Consider the following 23,307-nt stretch of genomic DNA (forward strand, 5'->3'; position numbering starts at 1 on the left):
GCTTATTCCTTGCTGGCGGCTTGCTGCGCCGCCCTGGTCAGTTCTTGGTAGGCGCGCGCGGCGCGCGGCGACAGCATGCCGGCCTCTTCCTGGCGCAGCGGCACCGGAGTGGCGGCGCTGGCCTGCAGCATGCTGCGCATCAGGCGCGCCTGCAGGCGCGGGGCCAGGCGCGTCAGCAGGGCCCGCAGCACGCGCTTGATGCGCGGATGGCGCAGCACCCAGCGGCCGCCGGCCAGCACGGCGCTGCGCGCCTGGCGCTTGGCCCAGCCGCGCGCGCGCTGGCCAAACGTGACAGCGGCGCGCAGCGGCGCGGTGATGCGCCACGAGGTGCTGGCCAGCAGCTCGGTGGCCAGCTTGCCCATGGCGTCGGCTTTCTGGGTGGTTTCCTGCAACAGCACCGAGGCGTGGTGCAGGTGCTGCTGGGTTTCGTGCAGGTGTTCGGCGGTCTGCTGCAGGCGCTGCGCCAGCTGCTGGTGCAACTGCGCCAGCTGCTGCTGCTGTTGCTCCAGCTGCCGCACGCGCTGCGCGTTGTCGGCCTGGTCGGCCTGGTGGCGCGCATGCGCGGCGTCAAGGCGTTCGGCCTGGCGGCCCAGCGCGTGGTGCAGTTCGGCGTTGTCGTGCGCCAGCTGCTGGTCGTAGCGCTGCGCCAGCGGCGCCAGCGCGATGCCGTATTCGGTGGCGAAGGCGGCGTCCAGCACGGCCATCTGCGCTGCCGGCGCGGCCTTCTGCGCCACCACGCTGTAGTCCGGGCTGGGGCCTTCCAGCACGCTGATCATGCCGATGCGGGCCGCGGTGTGCAATTGCGCGGCTTCCTGCAGGCGCACGATCTGGTGGCGCGCAAAGCCGGCGTGTTCGGCGGCGAAGGCCAGCAGCGGCGGCGGGATCGGCCGCAGGTGCGAGGGGTCCATGTAAAAGCTGGACGCGCCCACCACCAGGTTTTCCGGGTTGGGCGTTTCCAGGATCAGCAGGCCGCCCGGGCGCAGCGCGCGCAGCGCTTCGGCAATCAGCGCGCGCACCATGTCAAACGGGATGTGCTCGACCAGGTGGAACGCCGACACCAGCGCCAGGCTGTCAGCGGGCGCGGCGCGCAGGGCGGCCAGGGCGTCCCGGGTCTCGACCTGCAGGCCGCGCTCGCGGCAGGCGGCCAGCATGCCGTCGTCGAGATCGACGCCGCGCGCGCGCAGGCCGTATTCGCCCAGCAGCTCCAGCCATTCGCCGCGGCCGCAGCCGAGGTCGAGCGCGTCGGCGCCGCCCGCCTCAGCCAGCGGCGCCACAAACGGCTGATAGGCACGCAGGCGCTGAGTGATGGTGGCGCGGCTGCCGCGGTAACGGTCTTCGAAGGCCCGGTAAAAACTCATCGCACGATCTCCAGTTCGGGTTCCAGCCAGCTGCTGCCGACAAACTCGCGCCGGTTCATATTCATGACGATAAACAGGTGCGCCAGGTCGCGCCATTCGTAGTTGTCGGCCAGGTGGGTTTCGTTGCTGGTCAGGGCGGTGGTGATCGAATAGCTGCCGGCGCCCAGGTTGAGCGGGAAGCGGAAGCGGTATTCGATGGTCTCGCCGGCCTGGACCTGCTCCAGCGCCTGCTGCATGTGGTGGGTGTTGGTGCCGTACATCGGCTGGCCCAGGCGGTCCTTGATCATATAGCCCAGCACCAGGCGTGGCAGCGGCGCGTGCACCCGGACCTGCACTTTCAGGGTCACCGGCGTGCCGACATTGACCACCTCCAGCGGCGCGCCGTCCTGGTTTTCCAGCGTGATGGCGGTGACGCTGGCCTGGCCGGTGCCGGAGGTGGTTTGCACCCGGCCCTCGGCGGTGCGCACCTGCGCCACGGTGGCGCCTTCGCGCTCGGCAATCAGGGCGTTGTAGTAGTCCATCACTTCCTCGGGCGTGCCCTGCAGCGCCAGGCGGCCGCGGTCGAGCAGGATGGCGCGGTCGCAGATCGATTGCATGGCGGCGCGGTCATGGCTGACGATCAGCAGGGTGGTGCCCTGCTGGCGGTAGGCGCGGATGCGCTCAAAGCTCTTGTGCTGGAAATAGGCGTCGCCCACCGACAGCGCCTCGTCGACGATCAGCACGTCGGGCCGGCGCGCGGTGGCCACGCTGAAGGCCAGGCGCATCTGCATGCCGGACGAGTAGACCCGCACCGGCTGGTCGATGTAGTCGCCGATTTCGGCAAACGCCTCGATTTCCGGCATCAGCGCGTGCAGCTCGTCCACGGACAGGCCCAGCAGCTGGCCCGCCATGTAGACGTTCTGGCGGCCGCTGAAGTCCGGATGGAAGCCCATGCCCAGTTCCAGCAGCGCGGCCACGCGGCCGCTGATGCTGACGCGGCCGCTGGTCGGCTGGGTGGTGCCGGTGATCAGCTTGAGCAGGGTGCTCTTGCCGGCGCCATTGATGCCGATGATGCCGACCGCCTCGCCCGGCGCCAGGGTGAAGCTGATGTCCTGCAGCACCCACTTGAGCTGGTGGCGCGGGCCGCGCCATGGCAGCAGCCATTCGCCCAGCCGGCTCCAGCGGTGCGCATATTGTTTGTAGGCCTTGCCCAGGCCGTGTACGAGGATGCTGCCCATTACAGTTCGTCCACCATTTCGCCGGCGCGCTTGCGGAACAGGTGCAGGCCCAGCGCGCAGCACAGCAGGGCCAGCACGGTCACCGGCAGCAGGCTGCCCCACTGCGGCAACTGGCCGTTGACCAGGATGGTCTGGCAGGCGCCGACCACCGCCACCATCGGGTTCCAGCCCAGCAGGGCGCGGATTTCGGGCGGCAGGGCGCTGGCCGGGTAGACGATCGGCGTGAACCAGAACCAGAACTGCAGCAGGATGGTGTAGAACTGGCCGACGTCGCGGAAGAAGACGTTGAAGACGCCCAGGATCATGCCAATGCCGATGGCGAACAGCACCATCACCAGCAGCACCGGCGCCAGCGCCAGGTAGGGCCAGCCGGGGAAGTTGCCCGACACCACCAGGAAGGCGGTGAACAGGCCAAAGATGATGGCGAAGTTGACGCCGGCGTTCAGCACCACGATGATCGGCAGGCAGATGCGGGGAAACTGCAGTTTCTTGATCAGGTTGGCGTTTTCAATGAACACGCCCTGGCTGCGCGAGGTGATCTCGGCAAACAGGCCCCAGGTCAGGGCGCCGGCGCACAGGTAGACGCTGTAGGCGAACGGCGTGTCCACCCCCTGCAGGCGGCTGTGCATGACCTGGGAAAAGATGACGGTGTAGACCACGATCATGGCCAGCGGGTTGAGCACGGTCCAGGCCGCGCCGAGCAGGGAATTGCGGTAGCGGCCCTGGAATTCGCGGCGCACGCTGCCGGCGATGAAGCCGCGGTAGCGCCACACGCCGCCCAGCATGGCGGCCATCATGGGCGGCTCCCGTCGCTGTGGGCGGCCGCTGGTTGGATTGCAGTGTTGATCATGTGGGGCAAGATCCGGCGGCGCGGCCAGCGACCGTGCGCGGCACCGCTGCAGGCGCTCGCCGGAGAGTAAAAAAGGCGCCGATTATAACATGGTGAGAAAGGCAATCCCGGCCGTGTTACAAGTGGTTGCACAGTGCCACGCGCTCACGGCTGGGCCAGTTTTTGCAGCGCTTCCGGGTCGACGATGATCAGGCGGTGCGTGCCTTTTTTGATGATGCCCTGCTGGGTCAGGGTGAGCAGCGCCCGGGTCACGGTCTCGCGGCTGGTGTTGATCATGTTGGCGATATCCTGGTGGGTCGGCAGGTTTTCCACCACGTGCAGGTCGCCTTCCTTCTTTTCCTTGAGCAGGTCGATGAAGGTGTAGATGCGGCGCGAGGTGTTGTGGATGCTGAGCAGGGCGCGGAATTCCGAATCGCGCTGCACCTTGGCGGCCAGGAAGCGCAGCATGTGGTTGGCCACCGACGGCGAGTGGGCAAACAGGTGCAGCGCGGTCTGGCGCGGCAGCAGCGCCACCAGCACCGGGGTCAGCGCCACCACCGAGGCCGAGCGCATGGAGCCGTTGATGACGGCAATCTCGCCAAAGAAGTCGCCCGGCGCCAGCATGCGCAGGCCGATCGCGCGGCCGTCCTCGGTGATGTCCACCACCTGCAGCGAACCGCTCAGCAGGAACAGCAGGCTGTCGCCGGAGGCGCCCTTTTGCAGCACCACCTCGCGCTTGGCGTACTGGCGGATGCGCATGTCGGCCTTGACGCGCTGCATTTCCTCCTCGCTCAGCTCGGCCAGCAGGGGGATCTTGCGCAAGTGCACCTGCAGGTTGACCTGGCCCGGCTCCAGGGCCGCGTCGGCGCCCGCCGGACCGGGCGGGGCGGTCGTCACCAGTTCGTCGGCAATGGCGTCAGCTTGTTTTTTCTTGGTCGTGGTCATGGTTGAGCGGTCGCGCGCGGCGGCGGGGCGTTCAGAAATTATCCCAGCGCAAGCTCAGTTGCAGCGCGCGACTATTATATTCGAACAGCGAGATATTCTCGCGGTTGCGCACCAGCCGCCCTTCCAGGTGCAGGCTGAGATTCTGGCGGAAATACCATTGCAGCGCGGCGCGCGCGCTGGTGGTGTGCTGGCGCCGCACGATGTCCACCAGGTCGGGCGAGTACACGCTGCTGCCGCGCCAGAACTGCTGGCTCAGCGCCGCCTCGCCATACAGGTCGCGCCCCAGCACGGTGTACCACTGGGCGCTGGCGTACCAGCCGTCGCGGTTGCCGCCGGGCCGTGCGCTGCTGCCATTGTCGTGCAGCTTGCTGAGGATGAACTGGCCCTGGTCGGCCTTGCCGCGGTAGCTCAGCACCCCGCCCAGCTCGAGCGTGTTGCCGTCGTAGGCCGGGCGCGAGGGATAGCTGACGTGGCTGACGTTGAGCATGGCCGCGAAATCGAGCTTGTCCGGCAGCGTGACGGGCGGCGAGGCGCGCAGCTGCACCTGTTCCTGGCGCTGGTACAGCTTGCCGTCGAGGGTGATGGCGCTGTAGGCGCCGGTGGCGCGCGCGCGCCAGCGGCCCAGCGTCCACGCGTGTTCCACCCCGGCCAGCACCGAGGCGCTGTCCTGGCTGTGCTCGTGGTCGTTGCGGCGGTCGTACAGCTGGACGATGGCCATGCTGCCGACGGCGTTGAGCGGGCGCACGTAGGAGGCGCTGAGCGCCTGGTAGCTGTCCGCGTGCGGCAGGAATTCGGGCGTCAGCTCGCCCGGCGTACCGCCGATGGTGAAGCTGGAGTTATAGGTGCCCTGGTTGACGTTGCTGTCGTGACCGCGGCCGACCGCCAGCTGCCACGAGGCCGGGCGCACGCTGTCCAGGCGCTGGCAGCCGCGCGCGCGGTGGGTGGCGATCACCTCCAGGATGCCGGGTGGCGGATTGAAGCGCTGCTCGATCTGGCGGAACAGGCGTTCCGCCTCGTCGGCGTTGCCGAGATCGCACTGGGTGATGGCCAGTTCCAGCCAGGCGCCGGCGTGGCGCGGCTGCTGCTCGATCAGGCGCGACAGCATGTCGGTGGCGTCGTTGGGGCGGCCCTCGGCCAGCGCGCGCAAGGCCGCCTGGTACAGCTCTTCCTGCGGCCCCGGGGCCTCGCCGGCGGCGTCGTTGTCCGCGGCCGTGGCCATGCCTGCCGCCAGGGCAAGCAGCAGGGCTGGCAGCAGCAGGCGCCAGCGCGCGCTCATGCGGCCGCCTCCGGCGCCAGCGTGTACAGCTGCAGCGGTTTTTCCTTGCCGCGCAGGTGGTGTTCGCCCAGCGCGATGAACTGGTGGCGGCGCGCTTGCGCCACCGTGCCGGCGCCGATGATGACGTCGTGCGGGAAGTCGCGCGCGGCCTGTTCCAGGCGGGCTGCCGTGTTGACGCTGTCGCCCACCGCCGTATAAATGCTGCGCGCGCTGGTGCCATAGTCGCCGGCCATGGCGGCCCCGCTTTCAATGCCGATGCGCACCCGCAGCGGCGCCAGGCCGCGCTGCGCGCGGCGGGCGCTGAAGCGCGCCACTTCCTGCAGGATCTGGCGGGCGGCGTCCAGCGCCAGGTCGGCGTGCTCGGGGTTGGGCAGCGGCGCGCCCCAGAACGCCACCAGGCCGTCGCCGGTGTATTTGTCGAGCGTGCCGTGCATGGCCAGCACCGGGCGCGTCAGGCAGTCGAGGAAGTCGGTGGTCAGGCGGGCGGCCTCGTCCAGCGAGAGCGACTCGACCTGGCTGGTGTAGCCCTGCATGTCGGCAATCAGGGTGGTCACCTGCAGCAGGCGCGGCGCCAGCGGATCTTGCAGGTCGCTGCGCAACAGTTCGTCCACCACATCGCGCGCCACATACTGGCGCAGGGTGCCCAGCAGCTGGCGCGAGCGCTGCTGCGCCTGCTGCCAGTGGAAGGGCACGGCCAGCGTCAGCAATACCAGAATGGACAGCAGCGGCGCGGCCGGCGCCAGCAGCGGGTCGTGCGGGGTGATCAGGTAAGCCAGCCCCAGCCAGAGCAGCGCGCTGCCCATCAGCAGCGCGGTGTTGGCCGCCGCCGACAGGCGCGGCAGGGCGTAGCTGACGCCCAGCACCACGCCCAGCGTGTACAGCACGGCCAGCAGGCGCCCGGGCCACGGGGCGGGTGCCAGCCCGGCCTGGGCGTCCAGCTGAGCGCTCAGCATGGCTGCGTGCACCGCCAGGCCGGGCATGGATTCATCCAGCGGCGTGGCCACGCGGTCGCCGATGCTCAGCGAGGAGGAGCCGATCAGCACCAGGCGGCCGGCCACGTCGGCCGGCGCCAGCGCGCCGTTCAACACCTCGCGCGCGCTGGCCACGTCGTAGGCGGCCAAGCTGCGGCGGTAGGGCACGCGCATCGCTCCCTGCGGTGGCGGCAGGGCCGGGCCGCCGGCGCAGCAGTCGAGCAGGGCGCGCGACAGGGTGGGGTAGCTGCGCCCCTGGAACCAGGTGCTCATCGGCACCCGCCGCAGCATGCCGTCCGGGTCCGGCACAAAGCCGATGTTGCCGATGTGCCGGGCGGCCGCCAGGCCGGCATGGTTGGCCAGGTAGCCGCTGGCCACCAGCGCCGCGCCCGGCGTGGGCGCGGGCTGGCCGCCGCCCAGCTGGCCGGCCGCCAGCGGTTGACGGCGCGGCACGTAGTCGAACATTTGCGCCAGCACCAGCGGGCCGTGCTGGGCCAGCATGGCCAGCCGCGCATCGCCGCCGGGGTCGCCCGGTTTTTCCTGCAGGATGTCGAGCGCCACGCCCTTGGCGCCGGCGCCCAGCAACAGTTCGATCAGGTCGGCCAGCCGGCTGCGCGGCCACGGCCACGGTTGTTCGGCCAGGCTGGCTTCATCGATGTCGACCACCAGGATGCGGTTGTCCGGCTGGGTGCTGGCCTGCAGGCGCAGGAAGCGGTCGCGCAGCCATTCGTCGCCGGCGTGCAACCAGGCTGGCGCCGCAGGCAGCTGCGGCAGCAGGCACAGCGCGATGGCTGCGCCTGCGATCAGGCTGCGCAATAGCTGGGTGGTGAGGCGGGCGCTGTGGTGTACCGGTCTGGTCATGGATAAGGGGAAAAACCGGCACGCCGGAGGGGTGCTGCTATAAATACAACATGCCTAAAAGCACTAGTATAACCGTATCAGCGTGGTGGGAGTAGCCCGTGTCCCCACCTTTGTAACAGACTGTAATAGTTGTAAGATGTGACGCCGATCACGGAATTATGCCGGATTCAGCGGACAATACGGCATAAGGAGAAATTTATGTTACGCAACTATACCATCGGCGCCATCCTGCTGTTGTCCGCCAGCCTGGCCTTTGCGGCCGAGGCCGGACGGGTGGTGTTCGTCACCGGACAAACCCAGGTTGGCGGCCGCGCGGCTGTGCTGGACGCTGCCGTGCAGGAAGGCGACGACCTGACTACCGGTGCGGATGGTTATATCTATGTCAAAACGGTCGACAGCGGCTTCCTGATCTTGCGTCCCAACAGCAAGGCGCGGGTGGTGGCGTATCAGATCGATCAGCAAAATCCCGGCAATACCCGCGTCAAGCTGGAACTGTCGCAGGGGGTGGCGCGCGCCATTTCCGGCCACGGCGTCAAGCAGGCGCGCCAGAATTTCCGCTTCAACACGCCGGTGGCCGCGATCGGCGTGCGCGGCACCGACTTTGTGGTCTACACCGACAGCCAGACCTCGCGCGTGCAGGTGATGTCCGGCGGTGTGGTGATGAGCCCGTTCTCGGACAGCTGCGTGGCGTCCGGCGTCGGCCCGTGCGAGGGCCGCGCCAGCCGCGAGCTGTTTGCCGGCCAGGCCGGGTTGCTGTTGCAGGTGCAGCGCGGGCAGCAGACGCCGCAGTTGCTGAACAATCCGGCGCTGGCGCCCGACCAGAGCGAGAAGCCGCGGGCGGATGAGCCGGTCGGCAAGGTCACCCAGGCGGCCGTGCTGACTCCGGCCCAGGTCAACCTCGATCCACGCCGTTCCGACTTGTCGCTCGATGCGCTGCGGCCGGCCGGCCAGTCCACCGGTAACAACGGTGTCGACAGCGCGCTGCCGCCGCCGGTGGTGGTGACGCCGCCGCCGGTGGAGCCGCCAGTGGTGGTGGTGCCGCCGGTGGTGGAGCCGCCGGCGCCGCTGCCGCCCAAGGCCCAGGAAGTGTTCTGGGGCCGCTGGACCAGTGTGGCCGGCGCCGCCGTGATGCCGGCGGCCATCAAGAACAACAATGTGGAAACCCCAATCTTTGTGGGGGACTATGCCATCGCCCGCACCAATGGCGCGACGCTGGTGATGCCGACCGAAGGCACAGTGGCGTTTAACCTGGCCAATAGCGAAGCCTATGTGCAAAAGCCGGGCGCCGCGCAAATGCGCGCGGTGGTCGATACGGGCAAGCTGAGTATTAATTTCGTCGACCGCTCATTTACCACCGATCTAGGAATATCGTCCGGCGTGGACAAATACGATATTTCCGGCCGCGGCCTGGTCGATTACAAAGGCGTGATGAGCAATACCTCTAACTCGGCCACGCAGATCCGCGGCTACCTGTCCGGTCCTAATGTGGAAGAGGCGGCGTACATATTCAAAAACACCAGTTACCCGAATACCACGGTGATTGGCGCGACCTCCTGGAAAAGATAATAAGCATAGACGCGAATTAAATATGACATTAAAAAACGCAGGCAGTTTGCCTGCGTTTTGTTTTTAAAACCGCGCGATTTTCGCCCGGTGAATTCTCACCAAAAATTGCGTTTACCGTGCTTTTGCCCATTCTTTGAGCAACCCACTTGCAACATTGTGTAAAAAACCGTGGTTTCCGGCACAAAAAACCGCGTTTTGTGACGCCCGTCACAACATCGTATCCCTAGTATGGCAATATACTTCGCACTTCTGCAAAAAAGGTGCCCACGTTGCAGACAGCGCTGTTTGTGGCATGGGCGGCAGAATTTTCGGTTTAAACCATACTTAAAGGATTACAAATCATGGCAGCACAAGACTACGCAGCAGTGGTACAACAGCTGTACGTTGCATACTTCGGCCGTCCAGCCGATTATTTCGGTCTGCAAAACTTCGAAGCCCAACTGGATGCAATGGGCGCACCGAAGACCATCACCGAACTGAATGCCGCTGTGCAATCGGGTAGCAATCCTGCTCTGAACGCGCTGATCAACAGCTTCTCGTCGTCGGCCGAATCGACCGCCCTGTACGGTACCGACAACAGCCCAATCGGCATTTCGAAATTCCTGGTAGCGGTATTCCAGAACGTAATCGGCCGCACCCCAGATCTGGGCCCAGGCTGGGACTTCTGGTACAACGCCCTGGCAACCGGCGCCCTGAGCCGCGCCAACGCCGCGCTGGCCATCGCTGAAGGCGCCCTGAGCAACACTTCGGCCCAAGGCCTGCTAGATGCACAAGCCGTGCAGAACAAGCAAAAAGTGGCAACCGCCTTCACCGCCGCTCTGGACACCCCAGAAAAAATCAACGCTTACTCGACCGCTGCTGCCGTTGCCACCGCAACCGGCCTGCTGAAGGACGTCACCGCTTCGACCGACGTGGCTGCTTACCAGACCACCGTGCTGGCCGCAGTCAGCACCGTGCTGACCGGCTCGATCGGCGGCACCACCGCCAACCTGACCGCCGCAGTTGAAACCGTCGCCGGCACCAACGGCAACGACACCTTCAACGGCACCTACACCCAGGGCGGCGCCACCGGCGACACCCTGAACGCACTGGATTCGATCGACGGCGGCGCAGGCACCGACACCCTGAACATCCTGGCGCTGGACGCGCTGACCTCGCTGCCAGGCGGCCTGGTTGTCAAGAATGTTGAGAATCTGTCGTTCCGCGGCGCAGCTGGCATCAGCTTCGACCAGACCGCTGCTACCGGCATCACCGGCCTGACCAACATCGCTGTGACCCAGGCGACCACCGCCACCATCACCGCTGCTGCCACCACCGCTGTGTCGGTCACCGGCGCAACCGGCGACGTCGCTATCGACGGCGGCTCGACCCAATCGGTCACCACCGCTGGCGGTACCGGCGTGGACATCACCCTGGGCGCCACCACCGGTGCCAAGGGCGCGATCTCGGTGAACGACGCCAAGCAATCGACCGGCAACATCGCTGTTGACGGCGGCACCACCGTGTCGGTTACCGCTTCGGGCGCTGCCACCGGTACCATCGACATCGGCCAGATCACCAAAGCCACCGGCGCAGTGAACGTGACCTCGATCGGCGCTGCTGCTGCTGGCGCTGACGCGACCCTGGGCGCGATCACCATCGATGGCGGCTCGACCGTCACCGTGATCCAGACCGCAACCTCGGACGCGACCGCTGCTGCGACCGACACCACCGGCCACACCATCACCCAGAGCGCTGTAGACATCGGCGGCGGTAAAGCAACTGCCGTGACCGTGGTGCAAACCGCTGCTGCGACCGCTGTTGGCGCCGTGGACGCCGTGGCTGCTGTCAAGCAGACCACCGAAGTGACCTTCGCTGCCATGACCGCCGGCCAGACCGTGATCATCGACGGCCTGACCTTCACCGCCTCGAAAGCCCTGACCGCAGCGCAAGTAGCTGCTGCCTTCGCTAGCATCGCTGCTGGCGCTGGCCAAGGTTCGGCTGCTGCCGGCAATGGTATCTACACCGGCACACTGGCAAACTTCTCGTCGGGCGCAGTTGTCACCAGCGGCACCACCTCGAAAGTGGTGTTCACTGAGAAAACCGCTGGCACCAACGCCGTCATCGACGTTGACAACGGTACCGCCACCGCGCCTACCGTGGGCACCACCGTGGCTGGCACCGCTGCAGTTGACGCTGTTGCAGGCGTGCTGGGCGTGGTTGGTGGCGTAGTGACCATCAATGACGACGCTGGCGGCAAGCTGACCACCGTTACCCTGGATGGCACCGGCGCGGCTACCATCGTCTCGGACAAGCTGACCACCCTGAACGTGGCCAACACCGACGCCAACGTGACTGTGACCAACACCGCAGCCACCACCCTGGCGCTGACCGTTGACAACCTGGGCGTGGATGCTGCTGGCACCATCGCTGTGGGCGGCGCCTACACCACCGTGAACCTGGCGGTGACTTCGGATTCGGCCTTCATCGCTACCGGCGCTGCCGTTGCTACTCTGGCCGTATCGGGTGCTGGCGTGGCCGATCTGACCGGTACCGCCTTGGGCGCGCTGAAAACCGTGACTGTGTCCGGCTCGGCTGGCCTGATCATGGATGACGCGACCACCGCAACCAGCGTCAACACCTCGGCGACCACTGGCAACACCACCATCAAGATCAATGGTACCGTCGGCACCTTCACCGGCGGCGCTGGCCAAGACACCGTGACCGTGTCGAGCACCACCGTGACCAAAGCCATCACCCTGGGCGCCGGCGACGACACCCTGGACCTGACCGCGTTCACCGCTCTTACCCTGGGCGCGAACGTGTCGGGCGGCGACGGCACCGACACCCTGGTGCTGGATTCGGGCGTTGCTGCAACCAACTCGACCAACAACACCTTCGCTACCAAGTTCGACGGCTTCGAGAAGCTGAGCCTGAACCAAGCTGCTGCTAGCCTGACCGTTGATCTGGCTAACCTGGACAACATCAGCTACGTCATCTCGGCTGGTGCAGCTGCTGGCTTCACCGAAACCCTGAAGAACCTGGCTGCTGCCGGTACCGTTGAACTGACCACCGCTGCTGGCGACGCAACCAGCGCCGTGGACGTGCAACTGGCCGACGCCACCGGTACCGCTGACGTGCTGAACGTGGTACTGAAAAACGGTGCTGACACCGACTTCGGTATCCTGAAAGCTGCGGACGTTGAAACCATCAACATTACCGCAACTGACAGCACCGCTTCGACCATCAACACCCACACCCTGAGCCTGGATGCTGATTCGGTCAAGTCGGTTGTTGTGACCGGTAACGCCAACGTCACCCTGACCGGCGAAGCCGCAGACGTCGCGCTGACCTCCCTGGACGCGTCGACCCTGACCGGCAAGCTGGTGGCTTCGACCAACGGTACCGTTGCTGAAACCATCAAAGGTGGTACCGCTGCTGACACCCTGACCGCAGCTGGCACCGGCGACACCCTGAACGGTGGCGCAGGCGCTGACACCCTGATCGTGGCTGGCAACCTGGCTACCCTGACCGGCGGTGCTGGCAACGACACGTTCAACGTGGCCGCTGCTACCACCAACGTCAACAGCTACGCGACCATCACCGACCTGACCGCCGGCGACATCATCAAGTTTGCTGCTTCGGCAGTTGACTTCAATGCGTCGAAAGTCTCGCTGGCTGATACCGCAGTGTTCCAGGATTACGCCAACGCCGCTATCGCTGCAACCGACACCGGCGACGTATCGTGGTTCCAGATCGGTGGCAACACCTACGTGATCGACAACGTGAGCAACGGCACCACCTTCGACAACGGTACCGACGTCATCGTGAAAATCACCGGCCTGGTCGACCTGAGCAAGTCGTCGTTCAGCGCAACCAACCACACCCTGGTCGTCATTTCGTAATTGACCCTGGTGCCATCTTGTCCGGCCTTGGCCGGGCAGGGTGGATGGTAAAAACCCCTTGCACTCCGGTGCCAGGGGTTTTTTACTTTTAAGCTGGAAAAGTGTGGCGTCACTAAAAATTTGTGACGTAGATCACATTTCTTGCGCGAATTGAGGGATAATGTCTCGTCTTTCTGAAAAGAAGCTCTTTGTGCGGCCCTTGCCGCCCCTTCATTTGCCCAAGCTATGAAAACACTCGTGAATGCCAAGAACGAGATCCAGACGATCTTGTCCAGTTTTAAGCGGACCTTCTATACCATCGGCGTGTTCAGCGCCATCATCAACTTGCTGGCGCTGGTGCCGTCCATCTACATGTTGCAGGTCTACGACCGCGTCCTGAACAGCCGCAACGAAATCACCCTGCTGATGCTGACTATCCTGATGATGTGCGGCTACGCCTTCATGGCAGTGCTGGAGCTGGTGCGGTCCTTCGTGCTGGTGCGGGTCGGCGCCAAGTTCGACATGGAAATGAACAAGCGCGTCTATACCGCCGCCTTTGAGCAAAACCTCAAGGCAGCCGGCGGCAACGCCGGCCAGTCGCTGGCGGACCTGACCAATCTGCGTCAATTCCTGACCGGCAATGCCCTGTTTGCCTTCTTTGACGCCCCGTGGTTCCCGATCTACCTGGCGGTGATCTTCGTATTCGAGCCGAGCCTGGGCGTGTTCTCGGTGTGCGGCACGCTGATCCTGATCGTGCTGGCCTACGTCAACGAACGCGCCACCAAGGAGCCACTGGCGGAAGCCAACACCATGGCCATCACGGCCGGCAATCTAGCCACCAACAACCTGCGCAATGCCGAAGTGATCGAGTCGATGGGCATGCTGCCCAACCTGATGAACCGCTGGTTCAAGCTGCATTCGCGCTTCCTCAACCTGCAGGCCAAGGCCAGCGAGAAGGCCGGCATCATCAATGCCGTCACCAAGTTTGTGCAATCGTCGCAACAGTCGCTGGTGCTGGGATTTGGTGCCCTGCTGGTGCTGGAAGGCAAGCTAACCCCGGGCATGATGATCGCCGCCTCGATCTTGGTGGGCAAGGCGCTGGCGCCAGTGCAGCAGGTGATCGCCACCTGGAAAAGCTGGTCCTCGACCCGCAGCGCTTATGAGCGCTTGAGTACCCTGCTGGAAAAAAATCCGGCCCGTCCGGCCGGCATGGAACTGCCGGCGCCGAAGGGCAATCTGTCGGTGGAAAATGTCAGCGCTTCGCCGCCGGGCGTCACCGTGCCGGTGCTGCGCGGTGTGCATTTTGCCATCCAGGCCGGCGACGTGCTGGGCGTGATTGGCCCCAGCGGTTCCGGCAAGTCGACCCTGGCGCGCCTGATGGTGGGCGTGTGGCCGGCGGTGATGGGCAAGGTGCGCCTGGATGGCGCCGACATCTATCAGTGGAACAAGGGGGAATTGGGGCCAAACCTCGGTTACCTGCCGCAGGATATCGAACTATTCGCCGGCACGGTGTCAGACAACATTGCCCGTTTTGGCGAGGTCGATGCCGAGAAAGTGGTGGAGGCCGCCAAGCGCGCCGGGGTGCACGACATGATCCTGCACCTGCCAAAAGGCTACGACACCTTGCTGGCCGATGGCGGCGGCGGCCTGTCTGGCGGCCAGAAACAGCGCCTCGGCCTGGCCCGCGCCATGTACGGCGACCCGGCGCTGCTGGTGCTGGACGAACCGAATTCCAACCTGGACGACGCCGGCGAAGCGGCGCTGGTGGCGGCCGTGCAAGGCATGCGCCAGCGCGGCAAGACGGTGGTGCTGATCACCCACCGCACCAGCATCATCGGCGCCACCACCAAGCTGTTGTTCCTGCGCGACGGCGCGGTGGCCGCCTTCGGTCCGACCCAGGAAGTGTTGCAGGGCTTGCAGGCCCAGCAGCAGAAACAAGTGGCTGCCCAGCAGGCCGCGCAACAGCAAGCCGCCCAGCAGGCGGCTCAGGCTGCGCAAGCCGCGCAGCAGGCCGCACAGACTGGCGCTCCGGGCGCCGCGACGAATCAGGAGTAAAACATGGCAGGCAATCTCATTAAAAAGCCGGAGCAGCCGGCAACCGATGTCATTTCGCATGACGTCACGCCACTGGAAGTGAATACCGATGCGGGCGCCTACGCCAAGGTCGGCTGGATCGTGGTGCTGGGCGGCGTGCTGGGCTTTCTGTTGTGGGCCAGCTTTGCGCCGCTGGACAAGGGCGTGCCCCTGTCCGGCTTCGTATCCAAGGAAACCAACCGCAAGACGGTGCAGTACCTGAGCGCCGGCACGGTGCAGGACATCCTGGTGCGCGACGGCGACGTGGTCAAGGCTGGCCAGGTGCTGGTGCGCATGAACGATGTGCAGGCCAGCTCGGCCATGAACACCACGCTGGCCCAGTACATCGTCAGTCGCGCCGCCGAAGCGCGCCTGACCACCGAGCTGAAAGGCGGCAAGACGGTGCCGTTCCCGCCGGAACTGGAACCGTTCAAGAATGATCCGCGCGTGCAGGAAAACATGGAACTGCAACGCCAGCTGCTGGCCTCGCGCCAGCTGGCGCTGGAAAGCGAACTGGCCGCCATGAGCGAAAACGCCGCCGGCCTGAGCGCGCAAATCCAGGGCCTGGATGAATCGCGTGAAAGCAAGAAGGCGCAGCTGAGCTTCCTGAAGGAAGAACTGGACAACAGCCGCGACCTGGCCAAGGAAGGCTACATCCCGCGCTCGCGCCTGCTGGAACTGGAGCGTACCTACGCCCAGGTCAGCGGCGCCATCTCGGAAGATGTCGGCAATCTGGCGCGCGCCCGCCGCCAGGTGGCGGAAAGCAATCTGCGCCGCACCCAGCGCCTGCAGGAGTATCAAAAGGAAGTGCGCAGCCAGCTGTCGGACGTGCACAAGGAAGCCGAATCGCTGGCCGGCCGTTTGCAGGGCCAGCAGTATGAGGTGGCCGCGGTGGACGTGAAGTCGCCGGTCGATGGCGTGGTGGTGGGCAGCAATGTGTTCACCAAGGGCGGCGTGGTCGCGCCGGGCGCCAAGATGATGGAAATCGTGCCGACCGGGGACGCGCTGGTGGTGGAAGGTCAACTGGCGGTCAACCTGGTGGACCGCGTGCATGTGGGCTTGCCGGCCGAACTGATCTTCTCGGCCTTCAACACCAACAAGACGCCGCACATTCCGGGCGAGATCATCCAGGTGGCCGCCGACCGCACCGTGGACGAGCGCAACGGCCAGCCCTACTACAAGGTGCGTGCGCGCGTGACGCCGGAAGGCGCCAGGCTGATTGCCGAGCACAAGCTGAACATCGTGCCCGGCATGCCGGTGGAATTGTTCGTGAAGACCGGCGAACGCACCATGATGAGCTATCTGCTGAAGCCGGTCTTCGACCGCGCCAAAACGTCGATGTCGGAGGACTAAGTGTTCAAGCCATCCCAACTGTTGCCGCTGGCGGCAGGCTGCATGCTGTTGTGCGCCAACGCCTCGGCCATGAGCCTGATGCAAGCGTATGAAGCAGCGTTGAAAAACGATCCGGTCTACCGCTCCGCCTACTATCAGGCGGAAGGCGGCAAGGAAAACCGCATCCTCGGCCGTTCGTCGCTGTTGCCGAGCGTGTCGATCAACTACAGCGGCAGTCAGAACCGCAATACCATCGAGTATTTCGGCAAGACCCAGGCGCAGGATTACAACTCGCGCAACGCCACGGTGCAGGTGCGCCAGCCGCTGTTCAGCGTAGATGCCTGGTCGCGCTACAAGCAGGGCAAGGCGCAAAGCGAACAGGCCGAAGCGCAGTTCGCCTCGCAGAACCAGGAAGTCATCATGCGCGTCGTGAGTTCCTACCTGGAGGCACTGCTCAAGGAAGACCAGCTGGCGCTGGCCCGCACTGAGCGCGACATGTACGCCGAGCAGATGAAAGTCAACGCCCTGCTGTACAAAAAAGGCGAGGGCACCCGCACCGACGAACTGGAAACGCGCTCGCGTCTGGACCTGGCCGAAGCCTCGGTGCTGGAAGCGGAAGATGCACTGAAGACGGCGCTGGATACGCTGTCTGGCGTGGTGGGCGAGGACGTAAAGGGCCTGGACCATTTGCGCCCCGGCTACCAGGTGTCCAACGCCGACCTGCAGCCTTACGAGGAGTGGAAAAAAACCGCGCTGGCGCAGAACCCCGACATTCAGGCCCTGACCAAGGGCGTGGAGGTGGCCAGCCAGGAAATCAACAAGCAGCGCGCCGGCCACTTCCCCCGCCTGGACCTGACCGCCACCTACGGCAAGCTTGATTCCGACACCACCAGCACGATTGATGAAAAAACCAAGGTGCGCAGCGTCGGCTTCCAGTTGACCGTTCCGCTGTACCAGGGCGGTGCGGTGAGCGCGGCCACGCGTCAGGCCGCCGCCAACCGCGGCAAGGCCCAGGCCGACCTCGATGCCGAAATCGACAAGAGCCTGGTGGAATTGCGCCGCAATTACAACCAGGTGACCAGCAGCGTAGCGCGCGTCAACGCCTTGCTGCGCGCGGTGGAGTCGGCCAAGCTGCTGGTCACCGCCACCGAGCAAAGCATCAAGGGCGGGGTGCGCATCAACCTCGACCTGCTGACCGCGCAACGCCAGCTGGTCACGGCCCAGCGCGACCTGGCGCAAGCCCGCTATACCTACATGCTGGCCGCGCTGCGCCTGCGTTCCGAGGCCGGGGTGTTGTCGGCGGAAGACGTGCGCCTGCTGGCGGCGCATTTCGAATAAGGCCGCGATGCAGCCGGCGCGCCAGAGCAAACTGCTGGGACTGGAAATCCTGCGTTTCATTTCCGCGATTGCGGTGTTGTTCTGGCATTACCAGCATTTCGCCTTCGTGGCGGACAAGCCGGTGGATTTCGTCACCGAGGCACAGCCGTTGTACCGGCTGTTCCTGGTGTTCTACCGCTACGGCTTTTACGGCGTGCAGGTGTTCTGGTGCATCAGCGGCTTTATCTTCTTCTGGAAATACCGCACGGCGATTGCCGACGGTGCGATCGGCGCGGGCAGATTCTTTGTGCTGCGCTTTTCGCGCCTGTATCCGCTGCATTTCGCCACCATGCTGCTGGTCGGGCTACTGCAATTGGTCTACTTCGCCCAGCGCGGCTATTACTTCGTCTACCAGCACAACGACTTCAAGCACCTGGTCCTGAATCTTTTCCTGGCCAGTCACTGGGGCTGGCAGGATGGCTACAGCTTCAACGCGCCAATCTGGTCGATTTCGGTGGAAGTGCTGGTGTACCTGCTGTTCTTTGTGGTGCTTCGGCTGCTGGGGCGTTCGGTTTGGGTCAGTGCGGCTGTGCTGCTGGCGTGCACGCTGGCCAAGTGGCACTGGGGCAGCCAGGTATTTCCCGCAGTGGACGCGGTGGCCTACTTCTTTGCCGGCGGCATGGCGGCGGTGGCTTATGGCCGCTGGGCGTCGTCGCGCGCACTGAACTATGCCTTGCTGGGGGCGGCGCTGGCCGCTCCAGTGGGACTGTGGCTGGCCAACAGGCCGCACGACCAGGTGGCACCGATGTTCCTGCTGGCGTATCTGCCGGCGCTGTTGTTCCTGCTGGCACGCGATCTGCGCGTGCCGCCGCATTGGCAGCAACTGATCGAAGCGGCCGGCAATATGACGTATTCCAGTTACCTGATCCACTTTCCCATCCAGCTGGCGCTGGCGCTGGTGTGCAATGCACGCGGTGTGGCGATCCCTTATCACAGCGTCGGGTTTTTCGCGCTGTTCATGAGTGCCAGCCTGCTGGCGGCTTACTTCCTGTATCGCTGGTTTGAACTGCCGGCGCAGGCGCGCCTGCGCCGGCAACTGCTTTAGTTCGTTTTGCCGTAGCAATGCGGGCACGACTCGCCCACCACATACTCCGGCGACAGCTGCTGGCGCGGGGTGACCACGGCGCGGCAGTTGAAGCACTGGGCGGTTTCGGTTGGTTCCAGTTTCGGATTCAGCGCAGTGCGGTAGTCGAACACGAAGCAGTCGCCGGTGTAGTGGTCGCCGCCGACTTCCTCGAAATATTTGAGGATGCCGCCTTCCAGCTGGTAGACGTTGTCATAGCCGATGTTCTGCATGTGGATTGCGGCCTTTTCGCAGCGGATGCCGCCGGTGCAGAAGGTCACCACGGTCTTGCCTTCAAAGTCGTCCTTGTGGGCGGCAATCACTTCCGGGAATTCGGTGAACTTCTTGATGCGGTAGTCGACCGTGTTGTCGAAGGTGCCGACGTCCACTTCGAAATCATTGCGGGTGTCGACCATGACCACCGGCTTGCCGTGGTCGTCGACGCCGTTGTCGAGCCAGCGCTTGAGGGTCTTGGCTTCGACGAACGGCGCGCGGCCTTCTTCCGGCTTGATCAGCGGCATGCGCATGGTGATGATTTCTTTTTTGATCTTGACCAGCATGCGTTTGTGCGATTGCTCGGCCGAGAAACTTTCCTTCACTTCCAGGTCGGCAAAGCGGGCGTCGCTGCGCACCCAGGCCAGGAATTCGTCGATATGGCCGCGCGGACCGGACAGGAACATATTGATGCCTTCCGGGGTCAGCAGGATGGTGCCTTTCAGGCCCAGGCGGTGGCAGATTTCCTGGTATTGCGGGCGCATCGCTTCGGTGTTGTCGAAGGTGACGAATTTGTAGGCGGCGATGTTGACGTGCGGAGCAACGCCAGCATGCGCTTCAGCTTGTAAAGCAGTATTAGCTTGCATGATGGTGTGAGGAACAAAAAAGGGAAAGGCGACATTATACGCTGATCCGCCGCTCCGGTCCTGGCCGCTGCGCGGTAAAATAGGGGGTTATTGATCCAGTATTGAACCCGCCTATGAACATGGTAGCAAACCAACAAGAAATGACCAGCACTGCAGTGGTACCGGCGGGACCGTCTTTCGTCCATTTGCGGGTGCACTCGGAATATTCCATCGTCGACGGTCTGGTGCGCATTGATGACCTGGTCAAACAGGCCGCCAAGGACCAGCAGGGCGCGCTGGCGGTGACTGACCTGGCCAATATGTTCGGCATGGTGAAGTTCTACAAGGCGGCGCGCGGCAAGGGCATCAAGCCGGTGGTGGGTGTGGATTGCTGGATTACCAATGACGAGAACCGCGACAAGCCGTCGCGTCTGATGTTGTTCGCCAAGAACCGCATGGGTTACCTGCAGCTGTGCGAGCTGCTGTCGCAAGCCTGGCTGACCAACCAGTACAAAGGCCGCGCTGAAATCCGCACCGAGTGGCTGCAGGAACTGACCGCCAAGACCTATCCGCTGTTGCCGGACGATTCGCCGGCCAACGGCCTGATCGCCCTGTCCGGCGCCCACTTCGGCGACATCGGCATGGCCATCGACAATGGCAATCCGGCCCTGGCCGAGCAGAACGCGCGCAAGTGGGCGCAGCTGTTCCCCGGCCACTTCTACATCGAGATCCAGCGCGCCGGCCAGCCCAACCAGGAAATGCAGGTGCGTCATTCGGTGGCGCTGGCGTCCAAGCTGGGCCTGCCGGTGGTGGCGACCCATCCGGTGCAGTTCATTTCGCACGATGAGTTCATCGCCCACGAGGCGCGCGTGTGTATCGCGGAAGGCGAGATGCTGGCCAACGCCAAGCGCGTCAAGCGCTTCAACGAGCAGATGCGTTTCCTGACCCAGGCCGAGATGGGCGAGCTGTTCCATGACCTGCCGGCCGCGCTGCAAAACTCGGTGGAAATCGCCAAGCGTTGCAATCTGACCCTGACGCTGGGCAAGCCGCAATTGCCGAACTTCCCGACCCCGGGCATGACCATCGATGAATTCCTGGTGGCCGAAACCAAGAAGGGCCTGGAAGAGCGCCTGATCCAGCTGTTCCCCGATCCCGAGCGGCGCGAAAAGGAACGCCCGCGCTATGAGGCGCGCCTGGAGTTCGAGAACAACACCATCATCAAGATGAAGTTCCCGGGCTACTTCCTGATCGTGGCGGAGTTTATCCAGTGGGGCAAAAACAATGGCGTGCCGATCGGCCCGGGCCGTGGTTCGGGTGCGGGCTCGCTGGTGGCCTACGCGCTGAAGATTACCGACCTCGATCCGCTGAAATACAACCTGCTGTTCGAACGCTTCCTGAACCCGGAACGGGTCTCGATGCCCGACTTCGATATTGACTTCTGCCAGGAAAAGCGAGAGCTGGTGATCCAGCACGTGAAGGATCTGTACGGCCGCGACGCGGTGTCGCAGATCGCCACCTTCGGTACCATGGCGGCCAAGGGCGCGATCCGCGACGTCGGCCGCGTGATGGACTTCGGCTACAACTTCTGCGACGGCGTTTCCAAGCTGATTCCGTTCAAGCCGGGCAAGCCGGTCTCGATTGCCGAGGCGATCGAGGAAGAACCGATGCTGAAGGAGCGTCAGCAGAACGAGGAAGAAGTGGCGCAGCTGCTGGATCTGGCGCAGCAGGTGGAAGGCATCACCCGTAACATCGGCATGCACGCCGGCGGCGTGCTGATCGCGCCGGGCAAGCTGACTGACTTCTGCCCGCTGTACACCCAGTCCGGCGATTCCGGCGTGGTGTCGCAGTACGACAAGGACGACGTCGAAGCCGTCGGCCTGGTGAAGTTCGACTTTCTGGGCCTGACCACCCTGACCATTCTCGACCGCGCGGTGCGCTACATCAAGGCGCTCGATCCGGCCGAGGCCGATTTCGATCTGGCCAAGCTGCCGCTGACCGACCGCCCGTCCTACGAGCTGCTGACCAAGGCCAAGACGGTCGCCGTATTCCAGCTTGAATCACGCGGCATGCAGGGCATGCTGAAGGATGCGCGTCCCGACCGCTTCGAGGACATTATCGCGCTGGTGGCGCTGTACCGTCCGGGCCCGATGGACCTGATTCCGGACTTCTGCAAGCGCAAGCACGGCGAGAAGTTTGACTACCCCGATCCGCGCACCGAGTCGATTCTGTCCGAAACCTACGGCATCATGGTGTATCAGGAGCAGGTGATGCAGATGGCGCAGATCGTCGGCGGCTACTCGCTGGGCGGCGCCGACATGCTGCGCCGTGCCATGGGTAAGAAAAAGGCCGAGGAGATGGCCGAGCACCGCGCCATCTTCCGCGCCGGCGCCGCCAAGGATGGCCTGTCGACCGAGAAGGCCGACGAGATTTTCGACTTGATGGAAAAGTTCGCCGGCTACGGCTTCAACAAGTCGCACGCCGCCGCCTACGCGCTGCTGTCCTACCACACGGCTTACCTGAAGGCGCACCACCCGGCCGCGTTCATGGCAGCCAATATGTCGCTGGCCATGGAAGACACTGAGAAGGTGAAGATCCTGGTCGAGGATGCGATCGATATCTGCGGTCTGACCATCCTGCCGCCGGACATCAACAAGTCCGACTTCCGCTTTGTGCCGGATGGCCCGCCGCCTTCGGTCACCGGCAAGAAAGTCACGCAGATCCGCTACGGCCTGGGCGCGGTGAAGGGGGCCGGCCAGAACGCGATCGAGGCCATCATTGCCGCGCGCACCGCCGGCGGTCCGTTCACCAGCCTGTTCGACTTTTGCAAGCGGGTGGACAAGAAGCAGATCAACCGCCGCACCATTGAATCGCTGATCCGTTCGGGCGCCTTCGATTGCCTGGGCGTGGACCGCGCCGTGCTGCTGGCCTCGGTCGGCTTTGCGATGGAGTACGCCGACCAGCAGGCCAAGTCGGCCAACCAGGTCAGCCTGTTTGGCGGCGACGACAGCGATCTGGAACCGCCGCCGGATTATGTGAAGGCCGCGCCGTTCACCGACCGCCAGAAGCTGGCCGAAGAGAAGATCGCGCTGGGCTTTTACCTGTCCGGCCACATGTTCGATTCCTTCGCGCCGGAAGCGCGCCGCTTCGCCCGCACCAAGCTGGCCGACCTGGAGCCGTCGCGCGATCCGCGCATGCTGTGCGGCGTGATCACCGGCATCCGGCCGCAGATGACCCAGCGCGGCAAGCTGCTGATCGTCACGCTGGACGACAAGAGCGCGGTGGTGGAGGTGACCGTCTACGCCGAGGTGTTTGAAGAACACAAGCACATGTTCAAGGAAGATGAATTCCTGGCGGTGATCGGCAAGGTGTCGGAAGACCGCTTCTCCGGCGGCCTGCGGATTTCCGCGGAAAAGGTGTTTGACATCATCAGCTCGCGCGTCAAGCACGGCAAGCAGCTCGGCATGGCGCTGCCGACCACGGTCGATGCGAAAAAGGTGGCCGAAGTACTGGCGCCGTACCGCCAGGCTGATGGCTTGCCGATTTCCGCGCGCATCCAGCCGCAGGGCGTCAGCTGCGTGCTGCAGTTGGGCGAGGCCTGGCGGGTGGCGCCGTCGGACGAGTTGCAGCTGGCGCTGCAGCAAGTGCTGGGCGCAAGGGAAGTGGCCGTCGAATACTAGCGTCGTCCCGGCGCAAGCCGGGACCCATGCTGAGTCGGCGTTCTATCGCTCAGGCTTGCG

The 23,307-nt window shown here is 64.6% G+C and carries 14 protein-coding genes; 7 read left to right on the forward strand and 7 right to left on the reverse strand.

Going from position 1 to position 23,307, the window contains the following annotated elements; all coding sequences use genetic code 11:
- Positions 1 to 2 precede the first annotated feature (2 nt).
- The 6 genes from ABDW57_RS03435 to ABDW57_RS03460 form a co-directional block, all read right to left on the reverse strand.
- Positions 3 to 1,358: a class I SAM-dependent methyltransferase gene (locus ABDW57_RS03435; RefSeq protein WP_343728800.1), complete on the reverse strand. Its 1,356-nt coding sequence runs from the start codon at positions 1,356 to 1,358 to the stop codon at positions 3 to 5.
- The gene (locus ABDW57_RS03440; RefSeq protein WP_343728801.1) at positions 1,355 to 2,575 is read right to left on the reverse strand and encodes an ABC transporter ATP-binding protein; all 1,221 of its coding nucleotides are present in this window, start codon (positions 2,573 to 2,575) and stop codon (positions 1,355 to 1,357) included. The genes ABDW57_RS03435 and ABDW57_RS03440 overlap by 4 nt, the downstream gene beginning before the upstream one ends.
- The gene (locus ABDW57_RS03445) at positions 2,575 to 3,372 is read right to left on the reverse strand and encodes an ABC transporter permease (protein ID WP_343728802.1); all 798 of its coding nucleotides are present in this window, start codon (positions 3,370 to 3,372) and stop codon (positions 2,575 to 2,577) included. Before ABDW57_RS03445 ends, ABDW57_RS03440 begins: the two co-directional genes overlap by 1 nt.
- A gap of 197 nt (positions 3,373 to 3,569) precedes the next feature.
- On the reverse strand, positions 3,570 to 4,349 hold the full coding sequence (locus ABDW57_RS03450; protein WP_343728803.1) for a Crp/Fnr family transcriptional regulator: 780 nt from the start codon (positions 4,347 to 4,349) through the stop codon (positions 3,570 to 3,572).
- Positions 4,350 to 4,380: 31 nt separating this feature from the next.
- On the reverse strand, positions 4,381 to 5,625 hold the full coding sequence (locus ABDW57_RS03455) for a tetratricopeptide repeat protein (protein WP_343728804.1): 1,245 nt from the start codon (positions 5,623 to 5,625) through the stop codon (positions 4,381 to 4,383).
- Positions 5,622 to 7,457 carry an adenylate/guanylate cyclase domain-containing protein gene (locus ABDW57_RS03460; protein ID WP_343728805.1) on the reverse strand — a complete coding sequence of 612 codons (1,836 nt, stop codon included), beginning with the start codon at positions 7,455 to 7,457 and terminating at the stop codon, positions 5,622 to 5,624. The genes ABDW57_RS03455 and ABDW57_RS03460 overlap by 4 nt, the downstream gene beginning before the upstream one ends.
- A gap of 198 nt (positions 7,458 to 7,655) precedes the next feature.
- On the opposite strand from ABDW57_RS03460, the gene ABDW57_RS03465 reads away from it, so the two are divergent.
- The 6 genes from ABDW57_RS03465 to ABDW57_RS03490 all read left to right on the forward strand — a co-directional run bounded on the left by ABDW57_RS03465 (position 7,656) and on the right by ABDW57_RS03490 (position 18,713).
- Positions 7,656 to 9,023 carry a FecR family protein gene (locus ABDW57_RS03465; RefSeq protein ID WP_343728806.1) on the forward strand — a complete coding sequence of 456 codons (1,368 nt, stop codon included), beginning with the start codon at positions 7,656 to 7,658 and terminating at the stop codon, positions 9,021 to 9,023.
- A gap of 341 nt (positions 9,024 to 9,364) precedes the next feature.
- Positions 9,365 to 12,907, forward strand: a complete 3,543-nt coding sequence (locus tag ABDW57_RS03470) for a DUF4214 domain-containing protein (RefSeq protein WP_343728807.1) — start codon at positions 9,365 to 9,367, stop codon at positions 12,905 to 12,907.
- A gap of 225 nt (positions 12,908 to 13,132) precedes the next feature.
- Positions 13,133 to 14,941 carry a type I secretion system permease/ATPase gene (locus ABDW57_RS03475; protein ID WP_343728808.1) on the forward strand — a complete coding sequence of 603 codons (1,809 nt, stop codon included), beginning with the start codon at positions 13,133 to 13,135 and terminating at the stop codon, positions 14,939 to 14,941.
- A 3-nt stretch (positions 14,942 to 14,944) separates the two neighbouring features.
- Positions 14,945 to 16,312, forward strand: coding sequence for an HlyD family type I secretion periplasmic adaptor subunit (locus ABDW57_RS03480; protein ID WP_343728809.1), 1,368 nt, complete (start codon positions 14,945 to 14,947; stop codon positions 16,310 to 16,312).
- Positions 16,313 to 17,629: a TolC family outer membrane protein gene (locus ABDW57_RS03485; RefSeq protein WP_343728810.1), complete on the forward strand. Its 1,317-nt coding sequence runs from the start codon at positions 16,313 to 16,315 to the stop codon at positions 17,627 to 17,629. It abuts the gene before it with no gap.
- 7 nt (positions 17,630 to 17,636) lie between these two features.
- A complete protein-coding gene (locus tag ABDW57_RS03490) occupies positions 17,637 to 18,713 on the forward strand; it encodes an acyltransferase (protein ID WP_343728811.1) in 1,077 nt (358 codons plus the stop codon).
- On the opposite strand, the gene ABDW57_RS03495 is transcribed toward ABDW57_RS03490, so the two are convergent.
- A complete protein-coding gene (locus ABDW57_RS03495) occupies positions 18,710 to 19,591 on the reverse strand; it encodes a sulfurtransferase (protein ID WP_343728812.1) in 882 nt (293 codons plus the stop codon). The genes ABDW57_RS03490 and ABDW57_RS03495 overlap by 4 nt on opposite strands.
- Positions 19,592 to 19,731: 140 nt before the next feature.
- Between ABDW57_RS03495 and dnaE the strand changes: the two genes are divergently transcribed.
- Positions 19,732 to 23,247 carry a DNA polymerase III subunit alpha gene (gene dnaE / locus ABDW57_RS03500; protein WP_343728813.1) on the forward strand — a complete coding sequence of 1,172 codons (3,516 nt, stop codon included), beginning with the start codon at positions 19,732 to 19,734 and terminating at the stop codon, positions 23,245 to 23,247.
- The last annotated feature ends 60 nt before the right edge of the window (positions 23,248 to 23,307 follow it).

The organism is Duganella sp., assembly GCF_039595735.1.
Taxonomy (GTDB): Bacteria; Pseudomonadota; Gammaproteobacteria; order Burkholderiales; family Burkholderiaceae_D; genus Rugamonas.

Excerpts from the sequence above, each read along its gene's own strand:
- ABDW57_RS03455 (WP_343728804.1), bottom strand. The coding sequence starts at position 5,625 with ATGAGCGCGCGCTGGCGCCTGCTGCTGCCAGCCCTGCTGCTTGCCCTG.
- ABDW57_RS03480 (WP_343728809.1), top strand. The coding sequence starts at position 14,945 with ATGGCAGGCAATCTCATTAAAAAGCCGGAGCAGCCGGCAACCGATGTC.
- ABDW57_RS03440 (WP_343728801.1), bottom strand. The coding sequence starts at position 2,575 with ATGGGCAGCATCCTCGTACACGGCCTGGGCAAGGCCTACAAACAATAT.
- dnaE (WP_343728813.1), top strand. The coding sequence starts at position 19,732 with ATGACCAGCACTGCAGTGGTACCGGCGGGACCGTCTTTCGTCCATTTG.
- ABDW57_RS03470 (WP_343728807.1), top strand. The coding sequence starts at position 9,365 with ATGGCAGCACAAGACTACGCAGCAGTGGTACAACAGCTGTACGTTGCA.
- ABDW57_RS03450 (WP_343728803.1), bottom strand. The coding sequence starts at position 4,349 with ATGACCACGACCAAGAAAAAACAAGCTGACGCCATTGCCGACGAACTG.
- ABDW57_RS03475 (WP_343728808.1), top strand. The coding sequence starts at position 13,133 with ATGAAAACACTCGTGAATGCCAAGAACGAGATCCAGACGATCTTGTCC.
- ABDW57_RS03490 (WP_343728811.1), top strand. The coding sequence starts at position 17,637 with ATGCAGCCGGCGCGCCAGAGCAAACTGCTGGGACTGGAAATCCTGCGT.
- ABDW57_RS03465 (WP_343728806.1), top strand. The coding sequence starts at position 7,656 with ATGTTACGCAACTATACCATCGGCGCCATCCTGCTGTTGTCCGCCAGC.
- ABDW57_RS03495 (WP_343728812.1), bottom strand. The coding sequence starts at position 19,591 with ATGCAAGCTAATACTGCTTTACAAGCTGAAGCGCATGCTGGCGTTGCT.
- ABDW57_RS03445 (WP_343728802.1), bottom strand. The coding sequence starts at position 3,372 with ATGATGGCCGCCATGCTGGGCGGCGTGTGGCGCTACCGCGGCTTCATC.
- ABDW57_RS03435 (WP_343728800.1), bottom strand. The coding sequence starts at position 1,358 with ATGAGTTTTTACCGGGCCTTCGAAGACCGTTACCGCGGCAGCCGCGCC.
- ABDW57_RS03460 (WP_343728805.1), bottom strand. The coding sequence starts at position 7,457 with ATGACCAGACCGGTACACCACAGCGCCCGCCTCACCACCCAGCTATTG.